12 protein-coding genes and 2 tRNA genes are annotated in these 17195 nt (G+C 44.9%); 2 read left to right on the top strand and 12 right to left on the bottom strand.

The genetic code is table 11. The features are described 5' to 3' along the window. Window positions 1-6 precede the first annotated feature (6 nt). From ACYVJM_RS31060 to ACYVJM_RS31045, 4 genes are all read right to left on the bottom strand, one after another. Window positions 7-1554 carry an RNA-binding domain-containing protein gene (locus tag ACYVJM_RS31060; protein ID WP_461152009.1) on the bottom strand — a complete coding sequence of 516 codons (1548 nt, stop codon included), beginning with the start codon at window positions 1552-1554 and terminating at the stop codon, window positions 7-9. Then, window positions 1551-2870: a restriction endonuclease subunit S gene (locus ACYVJM_RS31055; RefSeq protein WP_461152008.1), complete on the bottom strand. Its 1320-nt coding sequence runs from the start codon at window positions 2868-2870 to the stop codon at window positions 1551-1553. Before ACYVJM_RS31055 ends, ACYVJM_RS31060 begins: the two co-directional genes overlap by 4 nt. Before the next feature lie 35 nt (window positions 2871-2905). After that, on the bottom strand, window positions 2906-4093 hold the full coding sequence (locus tag ACYVJM_RS31050; RefSeq protein WP_461152007.1) for a DUF5677 domain-containing protein: 1188 nt from the start codon (window positions 4091-4093) through the stop codon (window positions 2906-2908). Window positions 4094-4185: 92 nt separating this feature from the next. Then, entirely contained in the window at window positions 4186-5178 is a 993-nt protein-coding gene (locus tag ACYVJM_RS31045; RefSeq protein ID WP_461152006.1) for a DUF4238 domain-containing protein, read from the bottom strand. Between the two features lie 202 nt (window positions 5179-5380). Here ACYVJM_RS31045 and ACYVJM_RS31040 point away from each other — a divergent pair, with 202 nt between their 5' ends. After that, window positions 5381-6169, top strand: coding sequence for a hypothetical protein (locus tag ACYVJM_RS31040; RefSeq protein WP_461152005.1), 789 nt, complete (start codon window positions 5381-5383; stop codon window positions 6167-6169). Window positions 6170-6290: 121 nt separating this feature from the next. Continuing rightward, window positions 6291-8054 carry a PD-(D/E)XK nuclease domain-containing protein gene (locus ACYVJM_RS31035; protein WP_461152004.1) on the top strand — a complete coding sequence of 588 codons (1764 nt, stop codon included), beginning with the start codon at window positions 6291-6293 and terminating at the stop codon, window positions 8052-8054. Window positions 8055-8069: 15 nt separating this feature from the next. Here the strand turns inward: ACYVJM_RS31035 and ACYVJM_RS31030 are convergent, their stop codons facing one another. The 8 genes from ACYVJM_RS31030 to ACYVJM_RS30995 form a co-directional block, all read right to left on the bottom strand. Next, window positions 8070-9350: a phospholipase D-like domain-containing protein gene (locus ACYVJM_RS31030; RefSeq protein ID WP_461152003.1), complete on the bottom strand. Its 1281-nt coding sequence runs from the start codon at window positions 9348-9350 to the stop codon at window positions 8070-8072. A gap of 1 nt (window position 9351) precedes the next feature. After that, the gene (locus ACYVJM_RS31025) at window positions 9352-12123 is read right to left on the bottom strand and encodes a type I restriction endonuclease subunit R (protein WP_461152002.1); all 2772 of its coding nucleotides are present in this window, start codon (window positions 12121-12123) and stop codon (window positions 9352-9354) included. Between the two features lie 274 nt (window positions 12124-12397). After that, window positions 12398-13432 (bottom strand): hypothetical protein, encoded by a 1035-nt coding sequence (locus ACYVJM_RS31020; protein WP_461152001.1) that lies wholly within the window; start codon window positions 13430-13432, stop codon window positions 12398-12400. Window positions 13433-13577: 145 nt separating this feature from the next. Beyond that, window positions 13578-14330, bottom strand: a complete 753-nt coding sequence (locus ACYVJM_RS31015) for a Cthe_2314 family HEPN domain-containing protein (RefSeq protein WP_461152000.1) — start codon at window positions 14328-14330, stop codon at window positions 13578-13580. A 36-nt stretch (window positions 14331-14366) separates the two neighbouring features. After that, a tRNA-Cys gene (locus ACYVJM_RS31010) sits at window positions 14367-14437 on the bottom strand. 7 nt (window positions 14438-14444) lie between these two features. Then, a tRNA-Tyr gene (locus ACYVJM_RS31005) sits at window positions 14445-14540 on the bottom strand. Between the two features lie 327 nt (window positions 14541-14867). Then, window positions 14868-15611: a hypothetical protein gene (locus tag ACYVJM_RS31000; RefSeq protein WP_461151999.1), complete on the bottom strand. Its 744-nt coding sequence runs from the start codon at window positions 15609-15611 to the stop codon at window positions 14868-14870. Between the two features lie 259 nt (window positions 15612-15870). Then, window positions 15871-16566: an EndoU domain-containing protein gene (locus tag ACYVJM_RS30995; RefSeq protein WP_461151998.1), complete on the bottom strand. Its 696-nt coding sequence runs from the start codon at window positions 16564-16566 to the stop codon at window positions 15871-15873. Window positions 16567-17195 lie beyond the last annotated feature (629 nt).

Here is a 17195-nt window from a genome sequence, read left to right as displayed (position 1 = left end):
TTAAGTTTATGGGTGAAGTCGTTGACGACCGACGTCGGTCAGCACATAACGACCTGATTTAGGAGCCCCTTCAAAGACAACTAAGCCTGCTTCGCGGAGCAATGCCATGTCACGTTGGGCCGTTTCGCGAGATACCTGAAAAACGTCTTTGATGGTGCTCAGCGAAATGCCTTTGTATTGGACAATGAATCGGAGTTCGTCTTTAATGCGAGTTAGGACGGCAGCGCTGACGGGTACGTTTACAGCGTCATTTACAGCGTCATTTACAGCGTCATTTACTGTTTCAACTACCGTATCACTTCCGGCGACAGTTTTTGTAGCCGTTTTTATTCCACTTTCAGCGACAAACGTACCCATCAACCGCTCGTCGAGCGGTATGATCGTTTGGAACATATCGCCCTCAATAAACTGTGCTTCTTTGCCGTTGGCGTAAGCACCTACGTACCTGGTCACCTTCCTGATACCCGACCCCAACTGATCCATAAATCCCGTCTCCTTGAAGAAGTTGGCCAGCGTGGGGTTCTTGGTACGGGGCGTGAACGCATCGGGGTTGATAGCTCCCTGATGGAAAGCCCGGTTAGGGTTTTCAAATACAACGCGGTCGCGGTAGATCATCATGCGGGTCGTGAAACCACTACTATACTCGCGATGAGCTAACAGGTTGACAATCACCTCCCGGAAAATAACGCCCCGGATGCTGATGCGCTGTGGACCTTCCAGATAAAACGGATCGTAGAGGTGCTTGCTCACGAAGTCGATGAGCCGGTCGTAGGTGTTGAGCAGATTGTCGCGGATGTAGTCGCGGTCATCGTAGCGATCTTCATCAACTCGACGGACCAGCGCATCCACGAAATACTGAGGTACGGTTGTCAGCAGCGTTTGCGGAGTGCCGAAAAGCAACGCTGCAGCTAACGTGTACCCTTCTTTACCCGTTTGAATGTCGCGCTGCCAGAGGCCCGCGCTACGAAGCATTTCAACGTCGGACATGGTAGCCCAGGGGTGTTGCTTATCCCGATATGCCTGCGCCAATTGCCGGGCGCGTTGTAGTGTAGCGGAGTCAAAGTCAGCCAGCGTGAGGTACGGGAAAACCTGATTTTCGGAGAAGTAGGCGGCTTTACGAAGGTAGATCAGCCGCAAACTTTCTGGGTCGGTGATGCGAAAATCACCGTCGGCGCTGCGGTCGTAGGGATGCCCCTTGGTGCGGTGTACCTGCGAACCTGGTGGTATAGGCACGTAAAGCACCGTCTTTCCGTCGACCTCGATGGCCTCAGGGAAAAGCATACAGATCGGTGACAGCTTTTCGGGGCTGTTAGCCGTGGTAACGAGCTCTTTTATTAGCTTGTTTACCTTGTCTGGATCAACGCCGGTAACAGTGCCGTCGTCGCGCACACCGAGCAAAACAGTACCGCCCTCACGGTTTAGAAAGGCGCAGATAGTTTCATAGAGCGACTTTGGCAGGTCGGTACGAGCTTCCTTAAACTCGACGGTTGGCCCTTCGCCCTGCCGCAGCAATTGCTGGATTCGCCGGGCCACCGCATGGTCAAGATCGGTCATGCCGGTAACGACGCAGGTACGTCGGTTTTCAGCAACTTACCCGTAAAGGCCTGTTTTAATACACTCTGCCGCAGACGCTCAGCGCGCAGCAGTTCCGTACGTAAGGTCTTCTCCAGTGCATCGGCCTCTGACAAGCGGGCTTCAATCTCTTGCACGATACGAGTTTGGGTGTCGAGGTCAGGCAAAGGAATTTCCAGATTACAGAGTTGAGACATGTTAATCGAAGCCAGATTAGTCGTCTGCTTGGCGACTTTATAGAAGTATCGCTTAGCCTTTGTTGTTTTGGAAGCGTAGGTAACGTATATAGGATTGACGGCGTGTTGATCAACGCGTGCTCGAAAAATATGATTCTGATGTATACAATTGGCGATCTCATCTCGCCAGATTGTCCCTCGACCTAATTTGTCCTTATCGCCACCTTCTGTGAACAATATATCATTCTCAACTAGTCGATATTTTTCAAGGTCAGTTTCCAACACATCGATATATTTTATTTCTCTTAAGTTGAGGAAACCGTCCTGAACGTTGGCAACTCTCAGGTAGGGTAGTGAGATAGTTGGTAGCCCGTCTAAGTTTCGGCCTTTTGTAACACCTCCCCGAATAGTAGCAATGTCACCCAAACGGACCGTATTTAAAGAATCATCATCGATGAATTCGTTTAACACAGCTTGTCGATACGTTTTGAGCCGTTGTAGTGCCGTTTCTACCTCTTGGATACCAGCGTCTATCTCAGAGAACAACTCTTCAATTTTGGCGACAATACGTTGCTGTTCGGCTAAAGGGGGAAGAGGAAAGGTAAGTCTTTCAAACTTGCTTTTATTTAAAATCGGCAAAGTCGTCGACGAAGCGTTATCTTTTAACTCCCGCTGAAACCGCTTGGACAAACAGTAGTAATAGCCATACTTTGAAATCAAGTTCTGACTTGGGATTAAAGCATTAATCTGCTGATTGCAAGTCCCAGGTACACTGATTAAGCCTGTTTTTCCAATGGTGGCACCAATACATGTGACTAAAATACTTCCAGCAGGCAAAAAACGGGCAACAGTCATACCCTCCTCAGATAAATTATCTGAGGCCGAAATTGTGTTTATCCCTTGGGCTAAATCTGTTGGCTTAAAAAAGGGGAATACTTTACCGTAAAATCCTTTATTGGCCTTACTTGGGGTAGTTCCTGTTACCGCCTTCCCAACATCGCTCAACTTTACCCATTGCCAGCCATTGGGCAAGTTGGGTTGATTGCCTGATGTGGTCTGATGAATCGTCGAAGCGGTAAGGGTCTGTTCAGGCGGAAAAACGCTAAGTTGGTTGGCAGTCATAAGGGGCTAAAATAGGCTTTTTTGCCCTATTTTGATTAGTTTAATGTCAATTTCTCCCCTTCGATAAACGATTTTCCAATATCATCCGAAAAAGCACTGAGTACCTTGCACAAGGCTATGTTATCAATTGTATTTTCAAAATCAAGAAACAATGTAGTTATCTGCATAATCGATACCGCAGTTGAATGACCTGGTATTATTAGTCCTTGGGTGCTAGGACCTGTAGCCAATACATCATCCTCAATCCCAATCAACCCTAAACTTGTATGAAATCGCATTGGACCTGCATGAATGTTATGACTGGCCCACTTATAATATGGGCTCATGTGTATGAATCCAGACTTCCTGGCAATGTCTACAAAACTTGGATCACGATGTTCTTCTGATGAAGCCCAACCATAATCCTTTTTGTAGAATTTAGCATCAGCCTCATCTAGGTTTAATTCAGCAATAACATCTTTTTCAAACTGTTTAAAGTCTTCCAATTCTTCTTCATCAAACGGCACCACACCTAAAGCTGAAAAATGCTCCTGATACATTTTAGCCGCCTTATTTTTATCCACTACTTGATGTAGTAGGTAGCGCTTCGCAATTTCCTGCCCTCGATCTCTAATGTAATAAGCTACGACTACTAATTCGTGTAAAGAACGCCACCTTGCATGTGCTCCGTCGGGATAACCGGCTCTGAGTAAGGTCAGTATTTCATATCCAATCTGGCAGGAACGAGCATGCAAACGAGCTACTACGTCAAAAACATAATCTTGAGTTTCGGCTGCTTCATCCCTTAAATTATTATTTACATTATCACCTGCCTCAACCGCAATCACGAGTAAGGTTTCAAGCAAATCAAGCGCTCCAGCCCAAGAGGCAGCGATCTTTTTTTGAAAATCAAGTTTGTTTTTTTTGTGCTCTTTCAACATTCGAGGAGCATCTTTCCTAAGAGATGACAACAAGGCTTCCGAAGCACTATTAATTGATTCATTAAGCACTTCAGGAATGGAGGTTTGCATTTGCTCAATCATCCTATTTAACTCCTCTTCTTCAGGAAAATCGATAACAATGTCATCATCAATTCCTGGAATGTCGATATTAGGATTATTCCCCTGCTCTTGCTCGGATAGCTGCGTCCTTACATGTTGTAACTGACTATCTGTCAGAAAATATCCTTCCTTTTCAAGCTGATTCGTGATGATACGGATTTGCCATTCTAAAGGGTCGAACATCTTCCCAACCGTTTTGTCGAAAGCATTCTGAAAAGTCCTCATCTAATTGGTCAGAAATGAATGTATTGGTCCCGAAAAAGGCTCTGTTAGAACTATGCTTGACGCGTAAACTTGGGGGCATCCTTAAGATGAGGCATAAAGCGACACATATCACGCCATACGTAGCGAAGGGTATTGGCATCGTTACTCACTGTTTTTTTATAACTGACCATAAACGTACCCCGGTTGATAAGCTCAACCAAATCGGGCTTTGCTAAGCGATAGTTTACCTTTTTTACGCTACCAACCTGATCGGCGAAGTGCGCCGTTATAAGCAGAATGCGACTTGGCGTCAGTGGGAAAATGAATCCAGCCGCATCGGCAAAATTGAGATTGTGTATCTGCTCATTATTATCAATGCAAAACCCGGGGTTATCGGATGTGATGAAGGGGCGCTGAGGAGTTGTTTCAAAAATGAACCATTCGCAGCCAAGCAACGCATTGGCCACCTCCTGGGCAGCAGTGTCTTCCTGCTGATGCAGTTTCACAATGCCCTCCGTGTGAATATCCTTTGGGGTGTTTGGGTCATGAGCAACGCGTTGCAAGTAGTCGCGTCCATACTGAACAAACTCGTCAAAGTTCATACGCCCCTCCCGCTTTAAAATCTCCTCGAACGTTGACCGGTGTTCAAATACTTCATCAAACTGTCGGTCAAAAGCCTCCAATATAGTTTTTGGATCTTCGAATGCCTGCCTGAAGACAGGATTACGCTGTTTGAAGGAAAGTAGCATCATCAGTATTTCCTCAGCGTCTTCCAGCGAAAGCATCTGTAGCGGAGAGAGCAATTGCGCCACCAGCTTCTCAAACCGATTTTCGACGCGGGCATTGTACTGTTTTTCGATAGCGTCTTTATCTGTCAGCCCCAACCGCCCTAGGCTATTCACGTTATTTATAGTGTAGAAATCACGATAGTAGCCAATCTGAGCACTGGTAACCTCCTTTACATAGGGTGAATTCTTGTGCGCCTTGTTATACAAAGTGTAGAGCTTCTTACGACTGCTCTCAAACTGTTTCAAATAAACTCTGGGTACGTAGTGCTGATCCAATGAGCAAATCGTCTATGATTAGAATTGTTACAGGATTCATTTGTCAATCATGATTCGTATAAAAGTATACAGAAGTTAAAATTAGCACCCGTTTAAAATATTTCGTCACAATTGTAGAAGACTTTATATAGCAAAAATATATATTACGTCCCCATAATTCCTTGTTCACTAGGGAGTATTTTTTACTGATCACCACACCACAATGGGGCACGAGCGCATAGGCCGTTTACCAGGCACGAAGAAATGGCGCAACATCGTAGATGAATTGACCGAATTCTCCCCGAAGAATAATAATGTAGCGTCTGTTGCAGACAAAACTACGCGAAACGTAGCGGGTCAACTGGAGCGTATGAACAAAGACAAAGGCGTGATCGCGTCTTTTTCTTATCTACTAACGCTGCTGCATGCTTCTAAGCAACGTGACCCACATGCCTTTTTACAACAAAACGGCATTACTCTTTCGCCATCTTTCTCCTTACTAGAATTAGCGCGTTCTATTAAACAGTTCAATCGTGCCAACTGCGAAAACACCGAGTATGCAACTATAGCCTCTCAAGCGCTAATCGACACAGTTAGCACTTGGACAAAACAAGAGCAGCAACAAACCAGCTTGTTTTTTGGTGGGGACTCTGATCCGTTCGAGCCATGGCGACGAGCAGCCGACGCAGGTGGTTTTAGCGAAGTATCTCGCATCTATTTCTCTAACTTCATCGGGCGGTACCTGAAATATTTTCTGGAACGTGAAGCCTCTGCCTCGTTCAAAAATTTATTCGACCGGAGTGATTTTTCCCAACGGCTTGACTCGCATTTGGATGAAATTTCTAAAAGTGCCTTTGAGACTACTAAGGTAACACAACAATTTGCAGCTGGCTGGTACAATAAGAATGCAGCCAAGCAATTCCCTGCTTCGGACGACATACAAGGCTTCATTGGTTACGCCTTGAAAAAGTTAAAAAATAATCTCGTGTTCAATCTAGATGCAGAAGACTGAGACACGGCATATTATTCTTTGCGACGGTGTGGCCATGCCAGACTCGTTGACGGGTAGCGTACCGGATCACCGGATTATGCGCTTAGTCAATAGAGAGGGATTACCCAATCGAAACATGACCGTGAAAATTCACGATTTTGCTTCGCGGCTAATTCCAAGAATGCCGGATAGAACGCGTGACCTAATTGAAATCGCGGCCTTTATATACGTGGCTGACCGACTTATTAAACGAGGGCGTACTGATCAGGTCGAGTTTGAGAATTGGGCACGGGCGTTAACCTTTTGCATACCTGTACGCGATCTTGTGTACTGGCAGCAAGCCGAAGTTGCCACTAATCTTTCTAACGCCTTAACTTTTGTATCAGGCGATAAATCATACCAATTCTGCTTCGAGCAACGAGGGGGCTATGACCCACCAACCAGTCTTTTTCATGATGTCGACACTGAGCCTGTTTTGTCCGATTCGGCCACATCATACCCAGTCGCTTTATTTTCGGGCGGATTAGATTCGTTGGCCGGCGTAGTTTCACTGCTCGAAACCACCAACAGAAAGGTAGTTATCACGAGTCATCGGTCCAATCCGTCAACAATCAAAGTACAGAAACGAGTGTACGATGCCCTTAACAAGGTGTACCCAGACCGTTTGCTCTATCATCCTCTTGAATGTAATCTTACCGGACTACGGGCAAATGAAGAAACACAGCGAACCCGTTTTTTCCTGTATACAACAGTGGGATTCGCACTTGCCCAGGCATACGGACAAGAAGCACTCAACATATTTGAAAACGGCATTACGTCAATAAATCTCAGTAAACGCCAGGACCTAATTAACGGCCGAGCCAGTCGTACAACGCATCCCAAGACATTGGGATTACTTCAGAAGGTATTCTCAGGAGTCTTTGACCGGCAGTTTACCATATGCCATCCGTTTATCTACCTGACAAAAACGGATGTAGTGTCAGTCTTAAAGCAGTACAACAAGCCTGAGCTGATCACTGATACGGTCACATGTACCAAAACCTTTTCAAAATTTGAAAGTCGAACCAACGCTACACATTGTGGATATTGCTCCCAATGCGTTGATCGACGGTTTGCTATGTATGCCGCCAAGTTAGAAAAGTACGATACTGTTTACAACTTTGACTTAGCAACAGAGTCTTTCCCTAAAAGGGACGCAAAAACACACGTAATAGATTATATAAGGCACGCTAATACTTTTGCTACGACGCACTTTGACCAGTTTTATAACGACTATTTAGACCCTCTCTCAGACCTGACAGAGTATATACCCAGCAGCCAAGTAGAAGAGGAAGTAACAAAGTTGCACGACTTATACCAGCGTCATTCGATGGCAGTCGAGCGGGCATACAGGCGGATGAGAGATATACATGACTCGATATTCAGACCACCCCTGCTCAATTCCATTTATGAAGTTGTCAATGATCGCCGGTATCAACGCGATCGTGCCGAATGCCTTGCGGCCGACATTGCACAAATGTTGAGTATGGCGATACCCATTGCGCTTGCGAGTATAACACCAGGGCATGAGAATGCTCTAAACGATCAGATTCAAGCCTTACTGAAACGAGATCAGGAAACTTATGAACGGGAATACCCATCTGTTCGCTTCTCTTTTTCGACAGTTGTCCCTGATCACTCCTCTACTATAGCGGACATGGATCTATTTTTAGAAGCGAAATACCTCCGGAAGAAGATGTCTCCGAGCGGTATTACAGACCAGATTGCTGCTGACTTGATGAAATACCCAGACGGTGCCTACAAGTTGTTTGTTATCTATGACCCAGAAAGGCGGATCAAAGATGATACCCGATTCAAACGCGATTTCGAGCAACGGAGTAACTGTACTATCTGCGTTATTCGTTAGACTAGGCTGTACTGTTCAGCGTTTATTTCTACCAATTACAATTACACGCCGTTCTAGTATCCCATCAATAAAATCCTTTGTCCAATTTATGGGACGAATGCTGGCCAGTTCTTCTGCGTCTTCAACCGGCACTAATGACACTGGAGCAACAGGCCCGACTGACTTCCTTGCATAGGTCAATGGGTCAAAATCTACTGGCGTACGTGGTTCACGTTGAGGACGCCACAGTTTTTTGGTATCAGTTTCTGGGTATGTATAATAGCCAATGAATTCCTCTTCAATTAGCCGAACAATCTCCACGTTTACGTAATAACGATTTGTTTCGATGAGATTTTGACCAACGTCTTGAGCTGGCTTTAGTAGAGGAGGAGTTATTTTCTCCCCCTTATAAGAAACTGTCCGAACGGCCCACCGCCGTTGGTTAAATGAGACATTAGAGGAGGGAAAATTATCAATATTATCAAAAGCACGCATCCGCCCCTCATAGGTAAAGATCGCACCAGTCTTACTATCCTTGACTCTCAAAAACACGGGTGATCCACCCCGGTTACGCTGCCTGATAATAGATAGCTCATCGAACAAATTACCTAATATTATAATAGTTTGATCCGACAAATCGTGCGCATTTTCACTTCGCAAGCTTAATACACGGCTGATTAAAATTTCTTCTACCGCTATTCGAGCAGCTAACTCACGGGCGAAACGCTCTTTTAGACCTTCCTTATCAATGTCTCCTCGTAAGACCTCGTAAAAAATAATCTTATTAGGATCAAACGGCTCACAAAGATTTCGTATGTAATCTAAGTAAGCCCGCACTTGTTTGATCAATGTACCAAACTGCGGCTCGTCGGCCTTTCCAGTGATACGAATACTTCCCTCAAGGTTACGACCTCTCAGAGCTTGTTCGGTGAAATTGTGACTTCCAATCCAAATCTCCCATTGCCGATCACCTAGATTAAATAATAAAATTTTGGTGTGTAGAAGGCTAACTACCTCATTTCTTGCATCGCCCTGATGTTTACGAAGGCATATGTAAAAAACAGGGGTGGCACGGGTTTTATTAAGTTTTTCCACATACTGAGCCAGTTTTCCAAAATTGGTAGGCCACTGCATATCAACATAAACGGCTGAACCGGCTCTGCTAAGAGCCTGCAATAGTTTCCCTGATAATGCATCAACACCTAACGTCCAGAATGCAATGCTTCCTTCAACGGAATAACACGAGGTTAGAGACCTTATAAGTTGGGGTGTAACGTCGCGGTGCCGAACATCCTCTGGCAAAAACTCGATGTTCATATCAGGCGGCTAGGGCTTCGTTTAATTCATCAATTAAGGGGTAGGTATCATCCCCGAACAACTGCCATATCCGGCCTAGCCCGCCCCGCTCGGCAAAGGGTGAATACTCAAAGGCTGAACGGTCGAGGTGGAAACTTCCCGCCACAAAGTCGCGCATCATCCGTAGCCAGGTCATTTGCTCGTCCGAAAATTTAAGCGAGCCCGCCTGCTTACCAAATACCCACGTCTGGAAGTTCCGGCCAACGGTCTGGTCATAAGGCATTAATTCGGCGTCTATCTCCAGAACGCGCCGAATCAGAGATACCAGGGCCACCAGCTCACTTTTGGGCGAAGGTACCTTCACATCTTCCAGCGTCTGGTAAGCCAGCCATATCCGTGCTGGCATCAATACCGGCTGTTCGGTTTTAAGTTTCTCAAATAATTCTTTGATCAGCCGGTACGTCAACTCGCGTCGGCGGTACGGTTCTCCATAGAAGAGTTGCAGAGCGGTAATTTCGTCTTTGTGCGTTTCCAGGTACGTTCGGAATTGCGTAACCAGTTCAGCGGCCCCGTCACGAGCGTTCACGTCCCAACCCGAAAAGCGGACGATGTCTAAATTCAGGTGATCAATAACCTGATCGTGCTGTCGGCGAACCGTTTCAATATAGTCCCGCAATTCGGCACTATCAAACGGCCGGGTAGCCTCGTCGGCCAATTTATCACGAGCTTCGTCAAGCCACGCGGACGCATATCCCTCTTCAGCCTCCGGATGTAACACCAGTACTTTCTGTTCCTGGCAATCCGGGTTATCAACTTCCAGCAGGCGGTTCACAATCTGGTTAATGCTTACCCCACCGGCCAATTCAGTAAAGCGGCTTCGCTCATCAGGCGATAACTGCTTTTCGAGCCGCGTCAGTCGGCTAGCCACCGAGAGCAACGTATCTTCACTTCGATCGCCCATTACAACCCCCATCATGAGATCTTTTAGTGAGACCGAGGGTTTGCGTTCTAGCGGGCGACTGTCAGTTTTAAGGCTTTTAGTGACGCCGATGGCATCGACAATGACGAAGTGTGTTTTATTCCCTACCGCTGAGGGCGTCACTTTGCGCAGATCGTCGGAACCAAGCGTCCGCGTTCCCCGCCCCTTCATTTGTTCAAAATAGGAACGGCTTTTGACATCTCTCATAAATAGCAGACACTCGATAGACTTCACATCGGTACCCGTAGCGATCATATCTACCGTCACCGCAATGCGGGGGTAATAAGCCGTGCGGAACTGTTGAAGTACCGCTGACGCTTTTTCCTCTTTGTTACCATAGGTCACTTTCTTACAGAAGGCGTTGCCCTCGCCAAACTCTTCGCGCACTATGCGAATGATATCCTCGGCGTGGGTGTCAGTCTTGGCAAATATAAGCGTCTTAGGCACTTCGTATTGACCTTGCTCGTTGCGTCGGAGTGGAAAAATCTCTTCCCGCAAGGCCCGATGAAATTCCCGCACGATGGTACGGATCTGATCAGGGTTCACCACGTCACGATCTAACTGACGGCCGCTGTAGTCAAGCGGTTCGTCAAGCTGCTCCCAGCGTTTACGTCGGCTCTGTCGGCTGCGGAGTTCTATGTACTCTTTAGCGCGCATGCTGGCTCCCTGGCTGGTAATCTCTGTCTCTATGGTGTATACGTCGTAGGGTACGTTTACGCCATCAGCTACCGCCCGTTCATACGTGTATTCGCTAACTACGTTCTTATTGAAGAAGCCATAGGTACGTGCATCAGGCGTGGCCGTCAGCCCGATCAGGAACGCATCGAAGTAGTCGAGCACCTGTTGCCAGATGTTATAAATCGAGCGGTGGCATTCGTCTATGATAATAAAGTCGAAGGTTTCGACGGGCACGCGGGAGTTATAGGCTACATCTTTCGGTGGGCCAGTCTGGGTTAATTCATTCAGGGACGTTTCTTCCGCCGAATCGTCAAGCTCCGTGCCTTTCAGGACCGAATACATTCGCTGGATCGTGCTGATGCAAACCTGGGCTGAGGGGTCAATAAATGATGATTGCAACCGCTGCACGTTATAGAGCTCTCGGAAACCACGTAAATCGTCATTGGGTACAAAGGCCTGAAACTCGGTTTCAGCCTGCTCGCCAAGATTTTTGGTATCCACCAGGAACAAAATACGTTTCGCTCCGGCAAATTTCAGCAACCGGTATGCAGCTGTGATGGCGGTGAACGTTTTTCCTGCACCAGTGGCCATCTGAATCAGCGAACGAGGCCGGTTCTGTGCAAATGATGTTTCGAGGTTTCGAACGGCTTTAATTTGACAATCCCGCAGACCTTGTTCTGGCAAACTTGGCCTGGCTATTAAGCGACTGCGGAGCGTGTCCGACTGGCGCATCCACTCACGGAGTTGGTCGGGCCGGTGGAAGTGAAAAAGGTCACGGGCGCGGGGAGCTGGATCACGATTGTCGGTGAAGTGAGTTTCGACACCGGTGCTCTCATAAAGAAACGGCAATGGCTGCCCCTGTTGCTGCCAGCGGAGCCGACTTTGTGCGTACTTGCCCGTCTGTTCTTCAACGGGTGTCAGGATAACCCCTTCTTTCTTGGCTTCAATGACACCAACAGGCTTACGCTCTACAAAAAGGACGTAATCAGCAGGGCCATTATCCGTGTGGTATTCCCGAACGGCCACGCCCAAGCCTGCGGAGGGGTTGAACTGTTTTACATTCTGAATGAGCCAACCGGCACTCAAAAGCATCCCGTCAATTGTTTGGCGGGCCTGCTGTTCAGGGTCAAGAGACATGAATAATAAAGTATAGACAATCCGTTACGAGTACAAGTTAGAGTAACCGTAAAGATACTAATACAACCATGCTATTTTACTCTTAACAAGCTTTCGAACCTTTTCTATTATGAGTTTAGGTAGGAAGGGAAATGATCGCACAATTAGTTAACAATGCATTCACAACCAATATAATTGTAAGCCTTGGCAATCTGATAATTCTGTAACTTCAATGTCTACAACTGTACGTCGTCAACCAAAAGTTATTGACCAACCGATGAACCTGCGTCTTTTTTTATTGTCGTGGCCGCTTGTGAACGGTGTTACTGGCTAAAAAAGGCACAGCTTGTGATTGGTTAATTATCTCGCCCGCATAGGCCATTATCCTAGGATAGTGTTGTCTCAATGGATCAATAAGTTTTTCCTGAACGTCTACTTGACCAAGATGCCGGTAATAAATATCTAATACACGCATCGCTTCAGTAATAAGAGCTCGCTGGTCAATGTTTGGCTGGATCGCTTGAACCCTATCGACTACTACCGTTAATATCCAGAAAATCCGGATCAAGGGGTGAGGATGCGAGTGCTCCCTATAATAAAGGTTGTTATCAAAGCCCCAAAGCAAGGTTATGTAGCCCATAATACTGACCATGGAGGCTACAGTTAACTTTATTAGATTTTCTTCTGTTTTTTCGGGCCCCATTTTATCCCATAAATTAAAAAGATGAAAGGCTATATTATTGGCTCCGTGAAGATCTGCGTCGTATTCTGTTATGTGGTTTATTACTTTAAAAGTAAGCGCTGCATTAGCCATATACCGCTCCTGTACTGACCTAGTTAATTCATCTTCAGCAGTGCCATTTATCTGATTGGCATATTGAATTAGATGACCTAGTTCGTGATAATATGTAAATAACGTAGCAGTCTGGTAGATCAGATAACTAAGCGAAACATTGTGAGGGTTAGATTCTAGAATTCTATTAAGTGATTGATAGTCGACCAGCTCCGTATCATTTAGAATGTCGCCATTATCACAAAATAAAGAATATAATTGCTCAAGTGTGCCCCGATTTATTTCAATCAAATAATATCCTTGATCGAAGATTGCGCAGGCATTTATATCGGAGCAGTCTAGATAATAGAATCGGGCTGGTTCGATGTTGTAGTTATCTGCCAGGCAAACCTCAGAGAGGTTGACTTGGGCAAACTGAAACATTTGTTCATAGCAAATGGCCAGGCGGTGTTGCTCATAAAAAAAAACGTAGCGAGCAGGTACAATGCGTTCTTGATCTAGCTCATCTATTCCTTCGCGGTAATCGTATTTGGCCATCTTGATAAGGGGTGTTAGAAATGATGATACAATTGTAATACCCCGTAAGATAGTTTTAGACGCTCAACTACTTGTGTAGAACTTACGTTTTTTGTGGTGACATCGTGTAAAATCAGTTGTTGTCCTGCTAGGTCTCGAACCTAACCTAAAACTTTAATACAAGTTTGCATGAATCCATCAAGGTTTTAAGTATCTGCAGCGATTCATTGACATCTTTTACTAATGCTTCCGCTGAAGGGGTAGTGGAATCTAAACCTAAGCCAAGACTCATAACTTTCATTCCATTTATTTCTTCGTATTTAGGACGGTAATCTACTCTAGTTGGAGTGAATCGGTGCGTGAATTGATTCCGTCTTTTTAGAAGCGTACTAATTGATTGGTCAAATACTTGTAAGGCGTTACTGACTGATGAATCTTTTTTAAATATTTTTTTAAAAAGATTCTCGTTGAATTTAACATCATACTCTTTAACCCCTATTTCATAGTAGGTATTCAGAATCTGGGCTACAATGTCCCTTGAAGAAATAAAGAAGTAATGAAACAGTTCAGCGTAGTATTCGAACAAATAAATGTTCGCATTTCTCTCAGTTACAGAATTATTCGTCAGGCCATTGGTAATCAGTCTATTGTGGGATGTTATCATGCGAATGTAAGTGCCTCTCAGCTTGTCAAAGCGCTGCATTAAAACGAGGTTCCATTGAAATAAATGTTCTCTCCGACTAATTTCTTTTAGTGGTATATCTTGAGGTTCTCCATCACTAGTTAGTGAAGATAACAGATCATTTATTTGACTCTGAGTGCCAAAGTTAAAGGGCTGGATTTCTGGATAATCTTTCCTTGCGATAACTCGCTCATTCCGGGTGGGAAATTTAAAATAATCGGATATAGATTCTCCCATAATGTTAGTTAGATCTGATAAAGCAACCTAGTATTGAGGTCCGTCCCGGATTCGAACCGGGGGTGTGGCTTTTGCAGAACCATGCCTTACCGCTTGGCCAACGGACCGGTAATGTAGGAGTAACAGGGCCGCAACGGCGGCCCTGTCGAACCCGTGAAGCCGAAGCAACTGATTTACAGTCCGCCGTAATTGCCGCTATACCATACTCCCATGTATTTTTAAAGGTCTCGAATTTGATACATTTAATATTGTAGTGTAGGCCGGGCTCGAACCGACGACCTCAGCATCCCAAATGCCTCACGCTACCAGCTGCGCTACTATCCTAAAATAGAAGAAGCCCCTATCGGATTCAAACGATAGGGGCTTTCTATAGAAAAGGTCTTTTAAACCTTAGTCAATAGCCATACCCCCACCCTGCCAATACAAACAGTTTTGCGGTTGAGGCTGATATTGATTCCAGTTGATCATTGGGCAAATATAAAAAAACTAGTCAATTTTAAACACATCAGTCAAGAATTCCGCATTCCAATCGACCAATTACAACCCTGCTCTGTCGGTTAACTTTTTGGCCCAGCGGGCTTCAGTTTCTCCTACCGTCCGTGCCTGATCCTTTAATGGTACCTTTTTTCTGATTAGCTTTAGCAGTTTATCGACTAAAGCAACGGGCCACTGCTTTTCCCGTAGAAGGTATGTCTTAATTTGATCATCGATTAAAATGGATTTTGTGTCAAGGATAGAGCCAAATAGTTTAATCGAATTCTCCTCTGAGGGATGGAAGCTGCTGGCCGTTTTATCAATACGATTATTTAGCTCGTCTAAGGCAATACATACCACTGGATCTGGCAATTCAAAAGCCGTTAATTCTTCGCCATCCTTCAATTCTATCGCCTTCCATATTTTTACCCAATCGCGATCTTCCTCCATCCAGGGAACCCATACCACCGCTTTGTTATTAAATACGCTTAGCTTGTCGAGCTCGCCGGTGGAATCGAGCCCATGGGCTATGACAATGTCATTTGACCGATCCGTATAGCCTTTCACGTAATCTTTAAGCGTTACTAATCGGGTAAGTATGCCATTGCTAACGACCCCTTTCCATAATTTTTCAACAGTCTCGGGTTGAAACAGGCGCCTATGCCACCCGTCCATATCTTTTTTCGGTACAATCAGTACTATTGACTTGCCGCCTAACTCGCCAGTCAGCTGCTGAGCGTACTGGATGGCGAACAAATGCGCCCGGTCATCATTGCCATGCGTGTTTATATAGTAACGTTTGGTCATTTGTTTGGTCAAAAATTGGTTTCGTTTTATCTATACACGCATCGATCCAGAACACCAATAACCCGTTCGATCTCCTCGAGTTTCCAAAGGTCAGGCCGTTTGGACCGCTTGTAAACTAAATCCCGGGTAATATTGGATTGTTTTAAACCATCTCAATAGACCGGATTGTCTTCAGTAGTTCCTGGAATATTAGTTAAGATTGTACTTATTAAAAATAACAATTAAAAAGGTTACTTTCGCTAATATGTGCATATTTAATTTAGTCATATAGTTCATCACAGATGGGGTATGCTGTTCTTAAAAGGCCGGATGAATCAAAAACAAATGCAATAGCAATTCCTTTTTTTGTGAATCCTTTAGCCATGGTATCCGATACATATACCCTATTTTCAAAAGCAAACTCACAGGCAGCAATCATATAAGTTAAGGACCAATGCGGCGGAAACAACGTAGTGAATTGCTTCTTAGCAACCCACGGTTCGGAAACAGTCTTACGTACTTCGATCATGGCGATTTGAATACCATTTTTATCAAATCCCAATAGCCGAGTTATTCTAACCACATTAGGGTTCAAATAATGAATTCCTGAAACGCCTTGCTTAGAAATAGTACCTATTGAAGCGTGATAAAATAGTTTACTTAATTGCTTCTCGTATTCATTATTTCCTTTAAAAGCGTAAAAGCCAGCATTTGTGGCAGGCGCCATGAACCTAGGTTCGAATATCTTTATAGCCCTTTTAGGATCACTTATCAGTAAAGCTCTGTACATTTCAGAGTTTTCCTTCAGTTGTTTGATTGATTCGTAAGGCCCTTCTCCCTCCTCAAATTGAAGTATACCTCTGTCGGGAAGGCGTATTCCCCTCATAGGTATAGCTAATATTCGCATGCCAGCCGGTAAAGAATGGGGTTGTGTTATTAAGTTATCAACTATGTAATAAAAAAGCTCATCCTCCATTTTTGATGCAAAGTAATAATGGATTAAAAGTACCTACCCTTTTAACTTTGACAAACCCACATTGAGCACTGGAGAGGATGTTATGGGTGTATATCGTCAACCGAAAGTGGACAGACGCGGGTGAAAAGAGAAGAGATAGTTTTAAACATTTTTTAGGCGCTGAAAAATATGATTTTTTGTCGTTGAGTCATCGTAATTGCTTAGTTTTTTAGCGGTCGGCTAAAACTTGATCCTGACGACCACAATAGGCATCTGCAGGTCGTGTACGTCGTCAAGTAAAAATGGACTATAGGGGTGAAAAAGATTGAAAGACTCTTAGCCAGTTTGTTCACGTTAGGGGAATACCCAAAACCGACCAAATAAACCTCATCACATTCAAAAATGCTGAATTACTAAACTGAACGGGTTTATTGAACAGGAAAAGGGCTGTTTTAAAGTACCTCGATTCTACTTCAAATACCGTCCAATTAACCGTCCGATTCCAAGCAGGACAAGACAGTTATGTACCGTCCTAAAATAAGTTGACCGTTTTGAGTTAGTCCGATTCTATATTGACCATTTTACTGGTAGTCCTAAGTTAAGCTATTTCTCGGCCCCTGATTCGGGCGACTTATAGTAATTTTTCCAGC

It is taken from the genome of Spirosoma pulveris, assembly GCF_054781875.1.
This window is presented reverse-complemented; position numbering and strand designations above follow the sequence as displayed.